We start from the raw sequence: 16,965 nt of genomic DNA, 5'->3' as shown, positions 1-16,965 counted from the left end.
TTATAACTCGATAACAATTTTTTTTTAAATTTTGTTACTTTCGCTATATGGAAAATTTCAAAAATGTAAACCCTGTAAAGGTAGATAAAACCACTATTATTAATCTTGAAAAAGGAAAACTTCCTCCGCAAGTAATTGATCTTGAAGAGGCTGTTCTTGGAGCGATGATGATTGATAAAAAGGGTGTAGATGATGTAATTGATATTTTGCAGCCTGATGCTTTTTACAAAGACGCACACAAACATATTTTTGAGGCGATTTTACAACTTTTTACCGAAACACAGCCAATCGATTTATTGACGGTTTCGACACAGTTAAAGAAAAATGGAAAGTTAGATGTAGCGGGTGGAGATTTTTATTTGATTCAGCTTACGCAGAAAATTGCTTCGTCTGCGCATATCGAGTTTCACTCACGTATTATTCTTCAGAAATTTATTCAAAGAAGTTTGATTCGAATTTCTTCTGAAATTATCGAAGAATCGTACGATGAAACTACAGACGTTTTCGATTTATTAGACAAAGCCGAATCTAAATTATACGAAGTAACTCAGGGAAATATCAAGCGTAGTTCTGAAACTGCGCAGAGTTTGGTTCTTCAGGCGAAAAAACGTATTGAAGAAATTGCAGGTAAAGAAGGTTTGAGTGGTATCGCAACTGGTTTTGAAAAATTAGATGAGGTAACATCTGGATGGCAGCCTTCGGATTTGATTATTATTGCGGCTCGTCCGGGTATGGGTAAAACGGCTTTCGTACTTTCGATGGCACGAAATGTTGCGATTCAGTTTGGGCATGCAGTGGCAGTTTTCTCTCTGGAGATGGCGTCTGTTCAGTTGATTACAAGGCTTATTTCTTCTGAAACAGGATTGTCTTCAGAAAAATTAAGAACTGGAAAATTAGAAAAACACGAATGGGAGCAATTAAGTACAAAAGTTAAGAATCTAGAAAAAGCCCCATTATTTATTGATGATACACCTTCGCTTTCGATATTCGATTTACGTGCAAAATGTCGTCGTTTGGCATCACAACACGGAATTAAATTAATCATTATCGACTACTTGCAGTTAATGACTGCTGGAGGTAACGGAAAAGGAGGAGGAAATCGTGAGCAGGAAATCTCGACAATTTCCCGAAACTTAAAAGCTTTAGCAAAAGAGTTAAACGTGCCGGTTATTGCACTTTCGCAGTTGTCACGTGCCGTTGAGACTCGTGGATCTAGTAAACGACCTTTGCTTTCGGATCTTCGTGAATCTGGAGCGATTGAGCAGGATGCCGATATTGTATCATTTATTTATCGTCCTGAATATTATAAAATTGAGGAATGGGATGATGATGAGGCATCACCTACAGCTGGTCAGGCGGAGTTTATTATAGCCAAACACCGTAATGGTGGACTTGAGAATATTCGTTTGAAATTCTTAGGACATTTAGGTAAGTTCGACAATCTTGAAGAATTTACCGGTGGATTTGATGATTTGCCTTCAAAAATGAATCACGACGATAATCCATTTATTACTAAAAATCTCCCGTCAGCGAATGAAGCTTTTGGAAGCAATCTCAATGACGATGACGATGACAGTGATGTGCCATTCTAAATACAATTTAAAAACCTTTTTATAAGGTTTTTTTTATGTCTTAATGTTAAATTTATTGATAAAATTCAGTAGATTAGCGAATCGATTGCTAAACAATCGCATAATTAACTGTAACCAATAAACAAATTATATATTATGGCAAATGAGAGATTACCTGAAAAGGATACTAACATTACTTTAGAAGTAGCTCAAACTTGGGTAGCAAGTTGGAAAAAGCAAACAGACGAAGAAACAGCAAAGAAACGTGTTAATTCGTTTTTAATTCCTAAAGTTAATTTAGAAAAAGTTTTAGCACAAGGAATTGATGCTGCAAGAGCTTATATAGGAGTAAACGATAAAGGCTTGCAAACTTTAATGATCGTTGGAACAACTTATAATGAAAAAACTGGAATTTATGAAGATCAAATTCCTGGTTACAAAGATGGAGTAACTGAAGACGGTGCAGGTATTTATGATTTTACAGAACCAAGCCCACCTGCTACCGCTGATCCAGATAGTCCTATGAACGAATAAAAGTATGTATTCATTTCTTGTAAACTGTGGATACGTTTTCTTGTTCCTTAATTTTATTTTGTATACCATAAAATTCCCTGGAAAAAACAAGGCATATAAAGTGTTTGTAATTTACTTGCTAATTATTGTTTGTGTACAGATTGCAGCAAGAATATGTATGATGAAAAAAGTTAGTAATTTATTTTTATCGCATATTTATTTTATTGGACAGTTTATTGCACTGAGTATTTTTTATTTAAAATTAGTAAAAGATCAATTCCAGAAGAAAGTTATTAAAATTGGATTTGTGCTAGTTTTGTTGACCTTAGGTATTCAATATGGTTTAAAGCCAGAAATGTTTTTGAAATTTAATTTATATGAAATTTTTATTACTTCGTTTTTGTTAATTATTTACGCAGTTTTTCATTTTTATAATATGCTTGATGAAAAAAAAGAGTTTTATTTTATCAATATGGGCATTTTATTGTATCTGTTCGCAAGTACAATTTTATTTCTAATTGGAAATTTGACTGCAAAATTCAGTAAGGATTTTAATCTGATAACTTGGACTTTAAATGCTGGTTTGGTTATAGTATATCATTTATTTTTCTTGTACGAATGGAAAGTAAGTTATTCCAGAACGAAGACAATTAATTCTAATTAATTAAAAAATAGATGTTCCTCTGGATGTTTACGATGTACGTCCTTCACTTCCATATTAAGATTTAATTTCTTAGGAAAATATTGAAACTCTCTCACGATAAAAATGGTGAGAGAGTTTTATTTGAAAATTCACTATGAATTTCAGTTCAAAAGTGTAAAAAACAAAATTTATTAAAATAATTATGAGAGCTCAAGCAATCCAAGAATCCGAAATTGTTGCAACCGCAATATTCAGTTGTGTCTCTTTTTTATTAATGGGGCTTGTTTTAATCTTGTTTTTTTATTTTTCGCGAAAAAAAATAACTCAGAAAGAACTAGAAAAAAGAGATCTTGAAATCTTCCATCAAAGAGAACAGTTGCATGCAATTATTGTTACTCAGGAAGAGGAAAGAAAACGAATTGCCCAAGATCTTCATGATGATATTAGTTCTAAACTAAATATTGTTTCGTTAAACACACATTTGTTATCTGCACCAAATTTAACTGAATCTGAAGTTAAAGAAATTACAGAAAATATTATTGACCTTACCGCTAAAGCATTAGAAAATTCCCGAAAAATTGCACACAACTTACTGCCTCCGGTTTTTGAAAAATTTGGACTTAACGCAGGCGTGGAAGAGTTATGTGCAGAATTTGAAACCAGTAAATCGGTAAAAGTGTTTTATAAAAATGAGATTGATTTTGATGAAAAAGATATTGATCGCCATTTGCACATTTTTAGAATTCTTCAGGAATTTATGAGTAATTCACTTCGACATGGAAAAGCAACTGAAATCAAAATTTCTTTCTCTGATGAAAATGGAATTTCAACTTGTAATTATCATGATAACGGAATTGGTTTTGATAGTAAAAATGCTGAAAATCAAAAAGGACTCGGAATGAAAAATATTGAGAGCCGAATTTCTTTCTTAAAAGGAACGATTCAAATTTCTTCAGAAAAAAATAAAGGTTTCACTGCAAATTTTACATTTTAAGTTAAAATGGTGTATTATTTGTAGTTTTAAATCGACATATTAGCTTTCTTGAGTTATTGTTTGCTACATATTTTGTAAATTCGGCAGACCAAATGACCAAAACAGAATAAAAAATGAAAGCTGCTGTTAAAATTGCTTTAGTAGATGATGAAGTTTTATTTCGAAAAGGAATTGCCTTTTTGTTGCAGAGAGAAGAAAATATAGAAATTATTTTTGAAGCATCTAATGGTGAAGAACTTCTTGCCAGCTTAGAAGAAAGCGAAACAAAACCTGATATTATTATAATGGATTTGAAGATGCCAGTTCTCAACGGTGTCGAAGCAACAAAAATCATTCGTAAATCTTATCCGGATATTAAAATAATTGCACTTACCAGCTACGATACAAAATCATTTATAGCCAATATGATTCAGGTTGGTGCTGTTGCCTATCTTATAAAAAATACAACTCCAAAGGATTTGATACATACTATAAATGAAGTTGCAAAAAAAGGATTTTATTATAACGAGAATGTATTAAAAATAATTCAGGAAACGATTGTTTCATCAAAAACATCAAAAGTTAATCTGGAAACTAGTTTTCTTTCTCCTCGTGAAATTGAAATTCTCCAACTTATATGCCAGCAAAAAACAACTACTGAAATTGCAGAACGTCTTTTTTTAAGTCCGAGAACAGTTGAGGGGCATCGCAATAATTTGCTTCTTAAAACAGAATCAAGAAATATTGCTGGATTAGTTGTGTATGCGATACAAAATGAAATTGCCGTTTTGACGCTATAATTTTTTAGGCTGTTAGAAATTGTATTGACAGAACGTAATACAAGATAATGGTAAGAACAAGTACGCAAATCCCAATTTTTTGAATGACATTTAATCCTTTTGGCTGGTTATTACTTTCGTTAAATTTCATAATTTCTATTTTCATTGATTTATCTCTCAATGATTTGGGATACCAAATGTAGTTAGAATTTGTTTTTGTGAAATAGGTGTTTATACCTGTTTTTACATTCTTAAATATAAAAAGTTAATTTTTTTTAACTTTTCTTTCAATCATAAAACAAGAGCAACTATAGTATTTTACATGCTTCCTTTATATCTTTACTAAAATAATTTTTTAATGAAGAAGAGTTTAGTTTTTATCTTTATAGTATTGCTTTCGTTTTCAGCAAAAGCGTCCTTTATTTTACTTCCAATGGACGAAACGACACAGCAAAATCACCTTAAAGCTTACGGAATTACCTATTGGTGTTTAAGTAAAGATTATAAGGCAAGCTGGCTTCTAAATTATAGAGGGGGTTCATTTTTATTGCCTGATGCCGAAGAAATTAGGAAAGAATGTAAAATTCGAGGTGTAAGCTTTGAAGTTTTATCTGATAGTGAAGAAGCGGCAATTTTAAATGAGATTTCCAGTCCGTCTCAAAATATGGAGTCGGTTATTTTGGAAAAAGCCCCAAAAATTGCGGTATATACTCCAAAGGGAAAACAACCTTGGGATGATGCGGTAACATTGGTTCTAACTTATGCTGAGATTCCTTTTACACCAATATATGATGAAGAAGTTTTGAGTGATCAACTCTTATTATATGATTGGCTCCACTTGCATCATGAGGATTTTACGGGGCAATATGGTAAGTTTTATGCGGCATATAAAAATACGCCCTGGTATATTGATCAGAAAAAGGATGCTGAGGCTTTGGCTGCAAAATTAGGTTATGCCAAAGTTTCGCAGGAAAAAGGAGCTGTTGCCAAAAAAATTCGTGATTTTGTAATTGGTGGCGGTTTTATGTTTGCCATGTGCTCTGCAACAGATAGTTTTGATATTGCACTTGCCGCTGATGGTGTTGATATTTGTGAAGCTATGTTTGATGGTGACCCAAGTGATTCTAATTATCAGTCAAAATTAGATTATGGAAATTCATTTGCTTTTAAAAATTTCACTTTGGAAAGAAGGCCAGAAGTTTATGAATTTTCGGATATTGATATGACACTAAAACGTAAAGTTCCAATGGAAAAAGATTATTTTACTTTAATGGAATTTTCAGCAAAATGGGATCCAATTCCGAGTATGTTATGTCAAAACCACACTCAGTTGGTTAAAGGATTTATGGGGCAAACGACTTCGTTTGATACCGCATTAATTAAATCTAATGTTTTAATAATGGGAACCTGTGAATTAAATGGTGAATCAAGATACATTCATGGAGAAAAAGGAAAAGGGATGTTTACTTTTTTTGGAGGACATGATCCTGAAGATTTCCAGCATCAAGTCGGAGATCCGCCAACTGTTTTAGATTTGCATCCTAATTCTCCCGGTTACCGATTAATTTTGAACAATGTTTTATTTCCTGCGGCAAAAAAGAAGAAACTTAAGACCTAAATTAATTTAAAGAAAATTCCAGCCAAATTGGTAAATGATCGGATATTTTTCGGGCTTCTGCCAATGAATTAAACTTTTTGTGAAATGGAATTATGCCTGAATTTAAATAGTTTACATTTACCGTTTTGTAAAATATATTATCAAATTCTGAAGCTAGGCATTCGGCATTTTTACATTTTTGCTTTAATGTCGTTTTTTGATTTTTTAAAGCAGAAGTATATCCCATTTTCTTTAATGGAAAAAATACCGTATGTGATTGCGGGCAATTAAAGTCCCCCATAAAAATCAGATTTAAATCAGGGTAGGAGTTAGGTATAAATTTAAAATATTTTATTTCGGTTTCTGGGTTTTTGCTTTTGGTGATGGCGTGAAAGTTACTTAAAGTGAAGGTTTTTTTGCCAATTTCAAATGTGGCATAATAAGGTTCGCGATCAATTTCTAAAGTATATCTTTTTTCAAGCCACGGTTTTCCTTTTAATTTTGCTTTACTTGTTTTCCAGATAAAGGCATAACGTTCGGCCTTATAGCTGCTGCTGGTTGTTGGGTCACTGATTGTATAAGCCCATTTTGAGCCTTTTTCGTTTAAAACTGAAGTAAGTTTTGCAATTGCCTGAGCTCCGCCATAACCGGCAACAACTTCTTGAATGGCAATGATATCGTAGTCGAGAACTACATTTGCGATAAAGTTTATTTCGGATTCAGATTTTGATTTCCCATAATTTTCTAAATTCCAGGACAGAATTTTTGTTTGTGAAAAAGAAAGAAACGTAAAAAAAGAAAGGACAATGCTTAAAATGGTTTTCATTCGAAATCTAAAATTCAAATATAAGCATTACAAGTTTTGACTCGAAGGAATTAATTCTTTTTGTATCTGTTTTTTAATGCAGTCGAAATAATAATGATTTGTAATACTAGCAGTGCCGGAATAAAAATCATTTTCCATTCAATTTCATAACCACCTGATTTTTCAGATACAAATGCAAAACTTACAGATAAAAAGATACAAAGAAGCATTGTTTTCATAATAATTCTGTTTTTGGTTGTATTAATTTTTGTTAAAAAATTAATGCGATATTTAGGTTTCATTGGTCAGTTAATAGAATTGTACACAAATTTATGAGTATAAAAAGACATTTCCTTACGGAAAACCGTAATGAAAATGTTAATTAAACTAATCCGAAATCTTTTGCAATAGCAATCAAATGAACATTATTATTTGCTTTAAAATATATTTTTAATTTGTTGATTCGTTTTTCGATACTGCTAGTTCCATTTGGAGTTATAGATAATGCTTTGAATTCATTTGAAATATGCTCTAAAATATAGCCTTTTGCTAAAAGCGATAAAATTGAAATATCATACGATTCAATTTCAATCAGAGATTTGTCACTAAAACTAAAAGATAAATCAGATGATAATATTTTTTCTTCATTCTGATAAACTTTTTCAATAGCTTTTCTTAATTCTTCGATACTATTTCTACCTTTAGATACATATGCATTAATACCCAAATCATTGAATAATGATTTTATGCGATACGATTTGTCTTCTATAGAAAAAATAATTTTTTTTAACTCCGGCTGTACTTTATTTGCGGCTTCAACAAGATCTTCACCACTAGTCAGCTGGTTTTTTCTATGATCAATCTTAAATGATAAATCACTAATTAATAAATCATAAGGGGCATTATCAGCAATTGCTTTTTTTATTTTTAATAAACCATCATCACAATATTTTACATGGTCGATTACAGGAACTTTTAAATCTTCAAGTACTTGAATTACAGCTATGCTTATGCTGTCTAGATCTTCGGCAACTAAAACCTTTTTGAACATATAATTTTCTTTTAAATTGGGAATGTAAAACTTACTTTAAAACCTTTGTCAGAATTTTTATCAAAAGTAATAGTTCCTTTTATAGTTTTTATACGGTTTTCCACATTTTGAAGACCATTTTGAAGAATTAGAGAACTTTTCGTCGTTCCAATGCCATTATCTGCATACGAAACGGTTAAAATATTATTAGATATTTTCAAAGTGACACTAGCCAAACTTGCCTCGCTATGATTTTTCATGTTGCGAAACATTTCCTGAAGTACTCTGTAGAGAATGATTTTTTTGTTTTTCTCAATTTGATTCCAGCGTACAGTATCAAAGCCTTGAAGAAGAATATTCACTTTATCGGTTTTGTAACCTGAAATCATTTCTTTTAATTCAGATGGATAATTTTCATCAGTGGTAATAAAACTGTTTTCTTTAGAAATGTTTCTGGTCTTCGAATATATTTTTTCAAGATTATTTAAAAGCTGATTTTTATTTTCATTTTGTTCCAGACTTCCTTTTTTGATGAGAATTAAGGTTTGATACAAATCGTTAGCAAGTTCAGTATCTAATTTTTTAGAAATTCTCGTTTCGCTTGTATAGATGGCTTCATTTTTTTCTTTTTTACTTTTTTTGAAAAGATGGAAAAATAGAAATAGAAACGCTGAAAGAACAAAAATTATAGAAATATATAGAATGATATTACGATTTTTTTGTCTTTCTAGTTGTAATTCTTTTTCCGCTTTTTGATTTTTTAGTTCTAGATTTTCGTCTTTATCTTTTTTTGAATTGTATATAACATCAGCAAATTGATTTTTTGCTTTTTTTCTGTTTACAATAAGACTGTCAATCTTTCTAATATAAATTTTCCAATATTTTTTTGAATTTTTGGCATCATCAGCCTCAATAAGTTGGGCCAACATATTAATTTCATTTGTCGAAGATTTTGCCCTTTTTGCACAATAGTAAGCTTTCTCCGCATTAATTTTTTTCAGCTCTGGATTGTTGTACTTTTCATAATATTTATAAAAAGCATGATAACTGCCAATTAGTTCATAATCATCGTTCAGTGTTAGTGTAATTTTTAAGCTTTCGTCGAAGCATTTGAATGCTTGTTCTTTATGATTTCCGAGATATAAATAGGAAAGGCCTAGATTATATAAAATAGCTGCACGTTGATAATTTGTCTTTGAAGGGGTTATTTTATCTTCAATTTTATATTTAACTATTGGTTCTAATAAATTTATAGCCTCTTGATATTTTTTTTGTTGCATATAGACAAATGCAATTTCAGACAATATTCGTGATTTTCTAAATGTAGATACTGCTTTTTTTAATGCCTTTTTATGGTAATATAATGCCTTTTCGTAATCATAGGTATACAAATAGTTGTAGCCCATAAATGTATAAGAATTAACAGCATATTTTATATTGGTTGTTTTTTCTAAGTAAGGAAATGCTTTTATAAGTGTAGTTTCTGCTTCGTAATAATTGCCATATCGCTGCAATATTTCTACCATATAGTTTAATGATTCAACATAATAATCTGCATAATCTGTTTTTGGCTCACATAATAACTGTGTTTTATTGAAATAAAAAAATGCGCTATCATGTTTTCCTGAATTGAAAAAAATAAATGCTTTATCCTGCATTTGTTTTATTTCGGCTGTACGGTCTTTTTGGATGTATTTTATCTGTAGACTTTTTGCCTGAGAAAATTGTATAGAAAAAATTGTTGCCAAAACTATAGAAAAGAATAGCAAGTAAAAGGCTATGTGTTTTTTTCGTAAAAAGCGAATTAAGTTCTTAATCATCATAGTGGGAATTTAATTTGAACTTTAAAACCTTTTCCAAACTCGGAATAAATATCAATTTCGCCTTGAATACTATGAATTCGGTTTTCCATATTATGTAAACCGTTTTTTAAAATCATTTTGGATGTATCTATTCCTTTTCCATTATCAGCATAATTGATTATAATAGTATTATTGTCTTTTTCTTTAAAAGTTATTGCAACTAAGCTGGCCTCACTATGTTTTTTCATATTTACAAGTAGTTCCTGTATGGCCCTGTAAACAGCTATTTTTTTTGTTTTATCGACTTTATTCCACGAAATTGTGTCCAATCCATTTAGCAAAAGATTTACATTAGAATTGTCGAATTTCGAAATCATTTCTTTAAGCTGGGAAGTATAGTTTTGATCATTCGAAACGGGATTGTTTTCTTTTGAAATATTTCTTGTTCGGGAATAAATTTCATCTATCTTTTTTAATAAATGAGTATTGTTTTCTTCAACAGAAAGATTTCTGTTTTCTACAAATGCCATAGCATGATAGACATCATTAGCTAATTCATCGTGTAATTTTTTTGAAATTCTGGTTTCACTCTGATAAGTTGCTTCAATTTTTTCACGATTTGCTCGTGCGGTTAAATAAAAATAAAGAAAGATAATAAGGCATAATGCTATTATGATTATGACGTATGAAATGATATTTCTTCTTTCCTGTTTTTCTATTTGAAGTTCATTTTTAATTTTTTGAGCCTTTAGTTTTAGATTTTCTATTTTTTCTTTTTTAGAATCATATTTAATTTTTGCAAATTTATTTTTTGCTTTTTGTCTTACTTCATAAATACTATCTACTAATTTTATGTAAGTAAGTGTATTTCTCTTAGTCTCTATATCTGAGCTATTATTTATAATCAATTTTAGAGAAAGTAAACAATCATCAATATTGCCGGCCGCAGTGAAATTTTCGTAACTTAATTTTGCATACTTCATCGATAAAGCAGCATCGTACTTTTTATAATAGTCAGCAAGATTATAATAAGTTCGACCTAAACCATCTTGATCTTTTGCTTCGGACTTTATTTCAATACTTTTTTGAAAATAAGGTAATGCTCTAGGATCCTTAAGTCTATAATAGCAATGCCCAATATAATCGAGTATTTTTGAATAATATGCAGGGTTTTGTTGTATAATTTTTTCTTTACTTATTGAAAGAAAAATTCGCAGTGCTTTATTGAATTTTTGCTGTTTTATATAAATAACTGCAATATTATTTTTTGCTTCAAGTTTATTAATTCGATCACTTTTTAAAATAAATGCTTTCGAATAATAATAAATAGCATTCGGGTAGTCATAAGTATAATAATAATTTCTGCCTAAAACGCTATAGATATTCCATACGTATTCAGAATCAGTAATTTTATTTAGAAAGGGAAATGTTTCTGTCGCTGTTATAGTGCTTCCAATAAAGTCTTCATGGTCTTGTTGAATTTCGGCCATGTAATACATGCAGTAGACATAGCTTTTAGCATCTTCATTTGGGTTACAGTTTGCTCTTGCTTTATTGTAAAGATAAAATGCGCTATCAAGCTGTTTATTCTTATAAAATAAATCAGCAGCATTAATTATCTTTTCTATTTCGACCTTATTGTTTGTGATTTTCTCTGTATTATTTTTTTTCTTCTGACAGGCAAAAAACAACAGAAGAAGAAACAAAATAGGCCAAGAAAATCGTATTCTTTTTGTAACCATGCGCCAAAAATAGAAAATTATATTTCTTACAACCACGTATAAATACGGTATTTTGTTTTAGTTTGAAAAAAATAAATTTCGGAATCTCATTTACAGGCATATACAAACACACCCTTCAATAGAAGGGTGTGTACGTGTGAATTTGTTGTAAAATTTATCTTTATAAAATTATTCTGCTCTCATTCCGGTAGCAATTCCAATTCTGTTCCAAGCATTAATTGTAATAATAGCTAAAATGATTTCGGCAAGATATTTTTCGTCGAATAATTTTGCAGCATTTTGATATACTTCTTCTGAAACGTGATTACTGATTAAAGTTATTTCTTCAGTAAGTGCCAATATTGCTTTTTCCTCTTCACTGTAAAAATCAGCTTCGCGCCAAGCACTTAACAAATAAATGCGTTGTTCTGTTACGCCTAATTTTCTTGCATCTGCTGTATGCATGTTTATACAGTAAGCACAGCCGTTGATTTGCGATGCTCTAATTTTAATTAACTCCTTGTGTACTGGAGACAGGGAAGTAGAAGCAATATATTTTTCTAGGCCTAACATGGCTTGGTAAGCTTCAGGGGCAACTTGTGGGATAACGATTCTTGATTTCATTTTTATGTGTTTTAAAAGTTCATTACAAAGGTCAGTAATGTATACTTGTAAAAACTTGAACTACTTCAAGAAATTCGAATTAGACTTTTCCTGCCCTAATTTTACTCATAAATTCTGCTGAAAAATCTAAATAAGATGCAATCATATATTGAGGGACGCGTTGAACAAATTCTGGGAAATGATCGTTAAAATGATGATATCTTTCTTCAGCCGACATAGTGAATAAGAATTTAATCCGCATTTGCATTGCGCCAAATGTTTTTTGAGATACAATTCTAAAGTATCGTTCCAGACTCGGAATTTCAATTAAAAGTGCTTCTAATACAGTTTTTTCGATTGCAATAACTTCTGTGTTTTCTACTGCTTGTAAATAAAAGCTGGATGGAATATGATTATGGTAGCTCAGATAATCTGTAATCCACCAATTTTCGATGCCAAACTGTAATGTTTGTTCTGCACCTTTCGAGTTGATAATATATTGCCTTATGCAGCCTTTAATTATAAAATATATAGTGCTGCAGATTTGACCTTCTTCTAATACATGCTCTTTCTTTTTAATTTTCGAAAGAGTAAGAGTTGATTCTAATTTATCAATTTCTGAAGGTTCTAAAACAATGAATTTTTCAATATGATCAAAAAGTGGTTTGTACATAATACTAGCTTGGTTTGTGCAAAGTTACTTTTTAATTTTATTTTGCATAAAGTCTATATTTGAAAGTTGTTCAAAAACAAAAAACCATTCGCGTTAACGAATGGTTTTTCTATAATAAGTAAGTAATCTTAAATTGAGTTTATAAAACGTTTTATTTTACTTTATTAAGAATAGCTTTGAAAGCTTCTGGGTGGTTCATAGCTAAATCTGCAAGAACTTTACGGTTCAATTCGATTCCGTTAGCTTTAACTTTCCCCATGAATTGAGAATAAGACATTCCTTCTAATCTAGCTCCAGCGTTGATACGTTGAATCCATAATGAACGGAAATTTCTTTTGTTTTGTTTTCTATCGCGGTAAGCGTAGCACATTGCTTTCTCTACTGCATTCTTAGCAACTGTCCAAACGTTTTTACGTCTTCCAAAGAAACCTTTGGCTTGCTTCATTATTTTTTTTCTTCTTGCTCTTTTAGCAACTGAATTTACCGATCTTGGCATAATTTTAATGTGTTTTTGTAGCAGGCGTCCTGAATTGAATCAAAGGAACTTCAAAGCCATACTCCAAGGTTATATAAATAATTTTTTAACCTAAAGAATTATTAGATAATTCTTAATTGTTGTTTGATGCTTTTCATATCTGTTGAGTGAACTAGCGCTGAGTGTGTCAAAGCTAATTTACGTTTTTTAGATTTTTTAGTCAAGATGTGACTTTTAAAAGCATGCTTTCTTTTAATCTTTCCAGAACCAGTAACTTTAAAACGTTTCTTAGCGCTAGATTTAGTTTTCATTTTAGGCATTTTTCCTAGTGTTTTAATTTATTCTTACTTACTTATTTCTTTATCTGAAAGTTTGCAAAGCAAAAGTCAAAAGTCAGTTTATGACTTTCGACTTTAAGACTTTGTACTTTAAGACTTATTTCTTTTTCTTAGGAGCAATGAACATAATCATTCTCTTTCCTTCCAAAACTGGCATCGCTTCAACTTTACCATGTTCTTCCAAATCCGTAGCCAAACGCAATAATAAAATTTGCCCTTGATCTTTATAGATGATAGAACGACCTTTAAAGAATACGAAAGCTTTTAATTTAGCACCTTCTTTAAGGAACTTTTCAGCATTCTTTCTTTTAAATTCATAATCATGCTCATCTGTTTGAGGACCAAAACGAATTTCTTTTACTACAACCTGAGTTGACTTAGCTTTTAGAGCTTTATCACGTTTCTTTTGTTCGTAAACAAATTTCTTGTAATCCATGATTTTACAAACCGGCGGCTCAGCATTTGGTGAAATTTCAACCAAATCTAATTCGAACTGATCTGCTAATCGCAAAGCATCTGCAAGTTTAAAAACACCTGGTTCGATGTTCTCACCCACTAGTCTTACTTCTTGTACACCACGAATATTGTTATTTATCCTGTGTGCGTCCTTTTTTTCTACTCGAGGTTGAAAACCTCTGTTGCTTCTTATTGCTATGACTTTATAATTTAAGTTAAACTGTAAAAACTTTTAATGTCTTTTTTATTTCTTCGTTTACAATCGAAGCGAATTCTTCAATAGAAACTGTAATGTTACCTTTTCCTTCTTGTCCGTGGCGGCGAATAGAAATAGTACCGTTTTTCTCTTCTTCTTCGCCTACAATCAGCATAAATGGGATTTTTTGCATTTCTGCATCTCTAATTTTCTTGCCAATTGTCTCGTTTCGATTGTCAATTAGGGCGCGAATTTCGTGATTTTCTAGCAAATCTAAAACTTTTTTAGCATAATTTTCGTATTTCTCGCTCAAAGACAAGATTATAGCCTGTTCAGGCATTAGCCAAAGTGGGAAATTTCCCGCAGTGTGTTCTAGTAAAATTGCTATAAATCGTTCCATAGATCCAAAAGGAGCTCTATGAATCATAACTGGTCGATGTAATTCATTATCAGCACCTTTGTAAGTCAAATCAAAACGCTCAGGCAAGTTGTAATCTACCTGAATTGTTCCTAATTGCCATTGTCTTCCTAAGGCATCTTTTACCATGAAATCCAGTTTCGGACCGTAAAATGCTGCTTCACCATATTCAACAACAGTATTAAGGCCTTTATCTCTTGCTGCGTTGATAATAGCATTTTCGGCTTTCTCCCAGTTTTCGTCCGTACCAATATACTTTTCTCTGTTTTCCTGATCTCTCAAAGAAATCTGAGCTGTAAAGTTTTCAAAGCCTAATGAACCAAATACATATAATACAAGGTCAATTACTTTTTTAAACTCTTCGTCTAATTGTTCTGGAGTACAGAAAATATGCGCATCATCCTGAGTAAATCCTCTAACACGAGTTAAACCATGTAATTCGCCAGATTGCTCATATCTATATACAGTACCAAATTCAGCATAACGTTTTGGTAAATCTTTATAAGACCAAGGACGAACATTATAAATCTCACAGTGGTGAGGACAGTTCATTGGTTTCAATAAAAACTCTTCGCCTTCTGCTGGAGTATGAATTGGCTGAAAACTATCAGCGCCATATTTAGCATAGTGACCTGAAGTAACATAAAGTTCCTTTTGACCAATATGTGGACTCACAACTTGTTCATAACCTGCTTTCTTTTGAGCTCTCTTTAAGAATTGCTCTAAACGTTCTCTAAGTGCAGCACCTTTTGGCAGCCATAAAGGTAAACCTTGACCAACTTTTTGTGAGAAAGCAAATAATTCTAATTCTTTTCCTAATTTACGGTGATCACGACGTTTCGCTTCTTCAAGAAGTTCAAGGTATTCAGTTAAATCTTTCTGTTTAGGGAAAGAAGTTCCATAAACACGAGTTAGCTGTTTGTTTTTCTCATCACCTCTCCAGTAAGCACCAGCAACACTCATTATTTTTACAGCTTTGATAATTCCTGTGTTTGGAATGTGTCCTCCACGGCATAAATCAGTAAAAGTTGCGTGATCGCAAAAAGTTATAGTTCCGTCTTCAAGGTTGGAAATCAATTCAGTCTTGTAAACGTTATCTTTATACATTTCCAAAGCCTCTGCTTTGCTTACAGGACGCATTTTGAAATCATATTTTCCTCTCGAAATTTCAAGAATACGGTCTTCAATCTTTTTAAAGTCTGCTTCAGAAATTTTCTGATCTTCAAAATCAACATCATAATAGAATCCATTAGCAATTGCGGGTCCAAGAGTTAATTTAATTCCTGGGTATAATTCCTCAAGAGCTTGCGCCATTACGTGCGAAGTCGAATGCCAGAAAGCTTTTTTACCTTCAGCATCATTCCAAGTATATAATATAAGATTACCATCGGTCGTTAATGGAGTCTCGGTTTCAATAGTTGTACCATTAAAAGATGCAGAAATAACATTTCGTGCAAAACCTTCGCTAATGTTTTTAGCGACCTCCATTGGAGTTACGCCTTGAGCGAACTCTCTAATTGACCCATCGGGTAAAGTAATCTTGATCATTGTTTATAATTTTGTGAATGCAAATATACATGATTACAAAAATACATACAATATATATATTGAGAAGATTACTCTATTATATATGTATAAAATGATTACCATTATATAATAGTAGATTTCAGTCACGCAACCCGACAGTTTTTGAAAACCTGTCGTTTTTTTTTTTTTTTTTTTTTTTTCGATACATATATATGTATATAGAAAGCTATGCTATATATAAGGGTAAAAAAACCGAATTTTGGATTTTGTATAAGGAGCTATTTCCCGCTATCCGCTCCAATCTTTTGCTTTTTAAAGAAAAAAGCAAAAGGATTTCCGCTACTATCGGGGCTATGGGAGCTGTTTTGAGGAGAAATCCAGAGTGAGAAGGGAAGATTGCGTATAAAAGGAGGGGCTGAAAGGAAGAAAACTCGGGACTTTTGCGTCTTTCGGGGATCAAAACGGCCAAATGTTCGACTTCAAAAGGTTGTTTTTTGTTCATAAAAGCGTGGGGAAGACTAAAAAATCAACAAAATGGAGAACGGAAAAATGCCGGAAACAATCAAAACCGCACCTTAATTCAGAAAAAGGCTACAGATGGGTAAAATTTTTTGGATTGTAAAGAATCCGTTATCAGTGAGTTAAGAAATAATCCAAAAAAAGATAAAAAAAACACATCGAAAAAGCTTGTATAACTGAATAAAGGTTCTACTTTTGCACCCGCAACAACGAGAGACGTTCACTGAAATACTGACAAGAATACGGAATCATGATGAAAAAATATTTTCAAAAAAAGATTTCGAAAAGCTTGTGAGATTTGAAAATGCTTTTTACATTTGCACCCC

17 protein-coding genes are annotated in these 16,965 nt (G+C 31.6%); 6 read left to right on the top strand and 11 right to left on the bottom strand.

The genetic code is table 11. The features are described from left to right. Positions 1–47 precede the first annotated feature (47 nt). From dnaB to FN795_RS16930, 6 genes are all read left to right on the top strand, one after another. Positions 48–1,592, top strand: coding sequence for a replicative DNA helicase (dnaB, locus tag FN795_RS16955; protein ID WP_035649575.1), 1,545 nt, complete (start codon positions 48–50; stop codon positions 1,590–1,592). A gap of 135 nt (positions 1,593–1,727) precedes the next feature. Then, positions 1,728–2,105 carry a hypothetical protein gene (locus tag FN795_RS16950; protein ID WP_142451746.1) on the top strand — a complete coding sequence of 126 codons (378 nt, stop codon included), beginning with the start codon at positions 1,728–1,730 and terminating at the stop codon, positions 2,103–2,105. A gap of 157 nt (positions 2,106–2,262) precedes the next feature. Beyond that, complete coding sequence (locus tag FN795_RS16945; RefSeq protein ID WP_244289996.1) at positions 2,263–2,748, top strand: hypothetical protein; 486 nt, start codon at positions 2,263–2,265, stop codon at positions 2,746–2,748. A 181-nt stretch (positions 2,749–2,929) separates the two neighbouring features. Further along, positions 2,930–3,721 (top strand): sensor histidine kinase, encoded by a 792-nt coding sequence (locus tag FN795_RS16940; protein ID WP_142451744.1) that lies wholly within the window; start codon positions 2,930–2,932, stop codon positions 3,719–3,721. A gap of 113 nt (positions 3,722–3,834) precedes the next feature. Further along, on the top strand, positions 3,835–4,500 hold the full coding sequence (locus FN795_RS16935; RefSeq protein ID WP_142451743.1) for a response regulator transcription factor: 666 nt from the start codon (positions 3,835–3,837) through the stop codon (positions 4,498–4,500). Positions 4,501–4,837: 337 nt separating this feature from the next. Continuing rightward, positions 4,838–6,097, top strand: a complete 1,260-nt coding sequence (locus tag FN795_RS16930) for an asparagine synthetase B (RefSeq protein WP_142451742.1) — start codon at positions 4,838–4,840, stop codon at positions 6,095–6,097. Position 6,098: 1 nt separating this feature from the next. On the opposite strand, the gene FN795_RS16925 is transcribed toward FN795_RS16930, so the two are convergent. From FN795_RS16925 to thrS, 11 genes are all read right to left on the bottom strand, one after another. Beyond that, positions 6,099–6,902 (bottom strand): endonuclease/exonuclease/phosphatase family protein, encoded by an 804-nt coding sequence (locus FN795_RS16925; protein WP_142451741.1) that lies wholly within the window; start codon positions 6,900–6,902, stop codon positions 6,099–6,101. Positions 6,903–6,952: 50 nt separating this feature from the next. After that, positions 6,953–7,120, bottom strand: coding sequence for a hypothetical protein (locus FN795_RS21455; RefSeq protein WP_154275323.1), 168 nt, complete (start codon positions 7,118–7,120; stop codon positions 6,953–6,955). Between the two features lie 143 nt (positions 7,121–7,263). Continuing rightward, complete coding sequence (locus tag FN795_RS16920; protein ID WP_142451740.1) at positions 7,264–7,932, bottom strand: DNA-binding transcriptional response regulator; 669 nt, start codon at positions 7,930–7,932, stop codon at positions 7,264–7,266. Positions 7,933–7,943: 11 nt separating this feature from the next. Then, positions 7,944–9,569, bottom strand: a complete 1,626-nt coding sequence (locus FN795_RS16915; protein WP_142451739.1) for a tetratricopeptide repeat-containing sensor histidine kinase — start codon at positions 9,567–9,569, stop codon at positions 7,944–7,946. Between the two features lie 161 nt (positions 9,570–9,730). Further along, positions 9,731–11,455: a tetratricopeptide repeat-containing sensor histidine kinase gene (locus FN795_RS16910; RefSeq protein WP_244289995.1), complete on the bottom strand. Its 1,725-nt coding sequence runs from the start codon at positions 11,453–11,455 to the stop codon at positions 9,731–9,733. A gap of 168 nt (positions 11,456–11,623) precedes the next feature. Next, on the bottom strand, positions 11,624–12,058 hold the full coding sequence (locus tag FN795_RS16905) for a carboxymuconolactone decarboxylase family protein (RefSeq protein ID WP_142451738.1): 435 nt from the start codon (positions 12,056–12,058) through the stop codon (positions 11,624–11,626). A gap of 79 nt (positions 12,059–12,137) precedes the next feature. Next, on the bottom strand, positions 12,138–12,710 hold the full coding sequence (locus FN795_RS16900; RefSeq protein WP_142451737.1) for a Crp/Fnr family transcriptional regulator: 573 nt from the start codon (positions 12,708–12,710) through the stop codon (positions 12,138–12,140). 151 nt (positions 12,711–12,861) lie between these two features. Next, entirely contained in the window at positions 12,862–13,206 is a 345-nt protein-coding gene (gene rplT / locus FN795_RS16895; RefSeq protein WP_035649542.1) for a 50S ribosomal protein L20, read from the bottom strand. Between the two features lie 101 nt (positions 13,207–13,307). After that, positions 13,308–13,505 carry a 50S ribosomal protein L35 gene (gene rpmI / locus FN795_RS16890; protein WP_007810722.1) on the bottom strand — a complete coding sequence of 66 codons (198 nt, stop codon included), beginning with the start codon at positions 13,503–13,505 and terminating at the stop codon, positions 13,308–13,310. Positions 13,506–13,620: 115 nt separating this feature from the next. Then, positions 13,621–14,172: a translation initiation factor IF-3 gene (gene infC, locus FN795_RS16885; RefSeq protein WP_081909355.1), complete on the bottom strand. Its 552-nt coding sequence runs from the start codon at positions 14,170–14,172 to the stop codon at positions 13,621–13,623. A 22-nt stretch (positions 14,173–14,194) separates the two neighbouring features. Then, positions 14,195–16,141: a threonine--tRNA ligase gene (gene thrS / locus FN795_RS16880; protein ID WP_142451736.1), complete on the bottom strand. Its 1,947-nt coding sequence runs from the start codon at positions 16,139–16,141 to the stop codon at positions 14,195–14,197. Positions 16,142–16,965: the final 824 nt, after the last annotated feature.

This window comes from Flavobacterium resistens (assembly GCF_900182645.1).
Taxonomy (GTDB): domain Bacteria; phylum Bacteroidota; class Bacteroidia; order Flavobacteriales; family Flavobacteriaceae; genus Flavobacterium; species Flavobacterium resistens.
Note: the sequence above shows the minus strand (reverse complement) of the source record. Positions and strands in the feature narration are given on the sequence as shown.

What these genes read in the sequence shown, in the direction of transcription:
- FN795_RS16925 (WP_142451741.1), bottom strand. Translation starts at nt 6,902, where the DNA reads ATGAAAACCATTTTAAGCATTGTCCTTTCTTTTTTTACGTTTCTTTCT.
- FN795_RS16950 (WP_142451746.1), top strand. Translation starts at nt 1,728, where the DNA reads ATGGCAAATGAGAGATTACCTGAAAAGGATACTAACATTACTTTAGAA.
- rplT (WP_035649542.1), bottom strand. Translation starts at nt 13,206, where the DNA reads ATGCCAAGATCGGTAAATTCAGTTGCTAAAAGAGCAAGAAGAAAAAAA.
- FN795_RS16905 (WP_142451738.1), bottom strand. Translation starts at nt 12,058, where the DNA reads ATGAAATCAAGAATCGTTATCCCACAAGTTGCCCCTGAAGCTTACCAA.
- FN795_RS21455 (WP_154275323.1), bottom strand. Translation starts at nt 7,120, where the DNA reads ATGAAAACAATGCTTCTTTGTATCTTTTTATCTGTAAGTTTTGCATTT.
- dnaB (WP_035649575.1), top strand. Translation starts at nt 48, where the DNA reads ATGGAAAATTTCAAAAATGTAAACCCTGTAAAGGTAGATAAAACCACT.
- FN795_RS16910 (WP_244289995.1), bottom strand. Translation starts at nt 11,455, where the DNA reads ATGGTTACAAAAAGAATACGATTTTCTTGGCCTATTTTGTTTCTTCTT.
- FN795_RS16920 (WP_142451740.1), bottom strand. Translation starts at nt 7,932, where the DNA reads ATGTTCAAAAAGGTTTTAGTTGCCGAAGATCTAGACAGCATAAGCATA.
- rpmI (WP_007810722.1), bottom strand. Translation starts at nt 13,505, where the DNA reads ATGCCTAAAATGAAAACTAAATCTAGCGCTAAGAAACGTTTTAAAGTT.
- thrS (WP_142451736.1), bottom strand. Translation starts at nt 16,141, where the DNA reads ATGATCAAGATTACTTTACCCGATGGGTCAATTAGAGAGTTCGCTCAA.
- FN795_RS16935 (WP_142451743.1), top strand. Translation starts at nt 3,835, where the DNA reads ATGAAAGCTGCTGTTAAAATTGCTTTAGTAGATGATGAAGTTTTATTT.
- FN795_RS16940 (WP_142451744.1), top strand. Translation starts at nt 2,930, where the DNA reads ATGAGAGCTCAAGCAATCCAAGAATCCGAAATTGTTGCAACCGCAATA.
- FN795_RS16945 (WP_244289996.1), top strand. Translation starts at nt 2,263, where the DNA reads ATGATGAAAAAAGTTAGTAATTTATTTTTATCGCATATTTATTTTATT.
- FN795_RS16930 (WP_142451742.1), top strand. Translation starts at nt 4,838, where the DNA reads ATGAAGAAGAGTTTAGTTTTTATCTTTATAGTATTGCTTTCGTTTTCA.
- FN795_RS16915 (WP_142451739.1), bottom strand. Translation starts at nt 9,569, where the DNA reads ATGCAGGATAAAGCATTTATTTTTTTCAATTCAGGAAAACATGATAGC.
- FN795_RS16900 (WP_142451737.1), bottom strand. Translation starts at nt 12,710, where the DNA reads ATGTACAAACCACTTTTTGATCATATTGAAAAATTCATTGTTTTAGAA.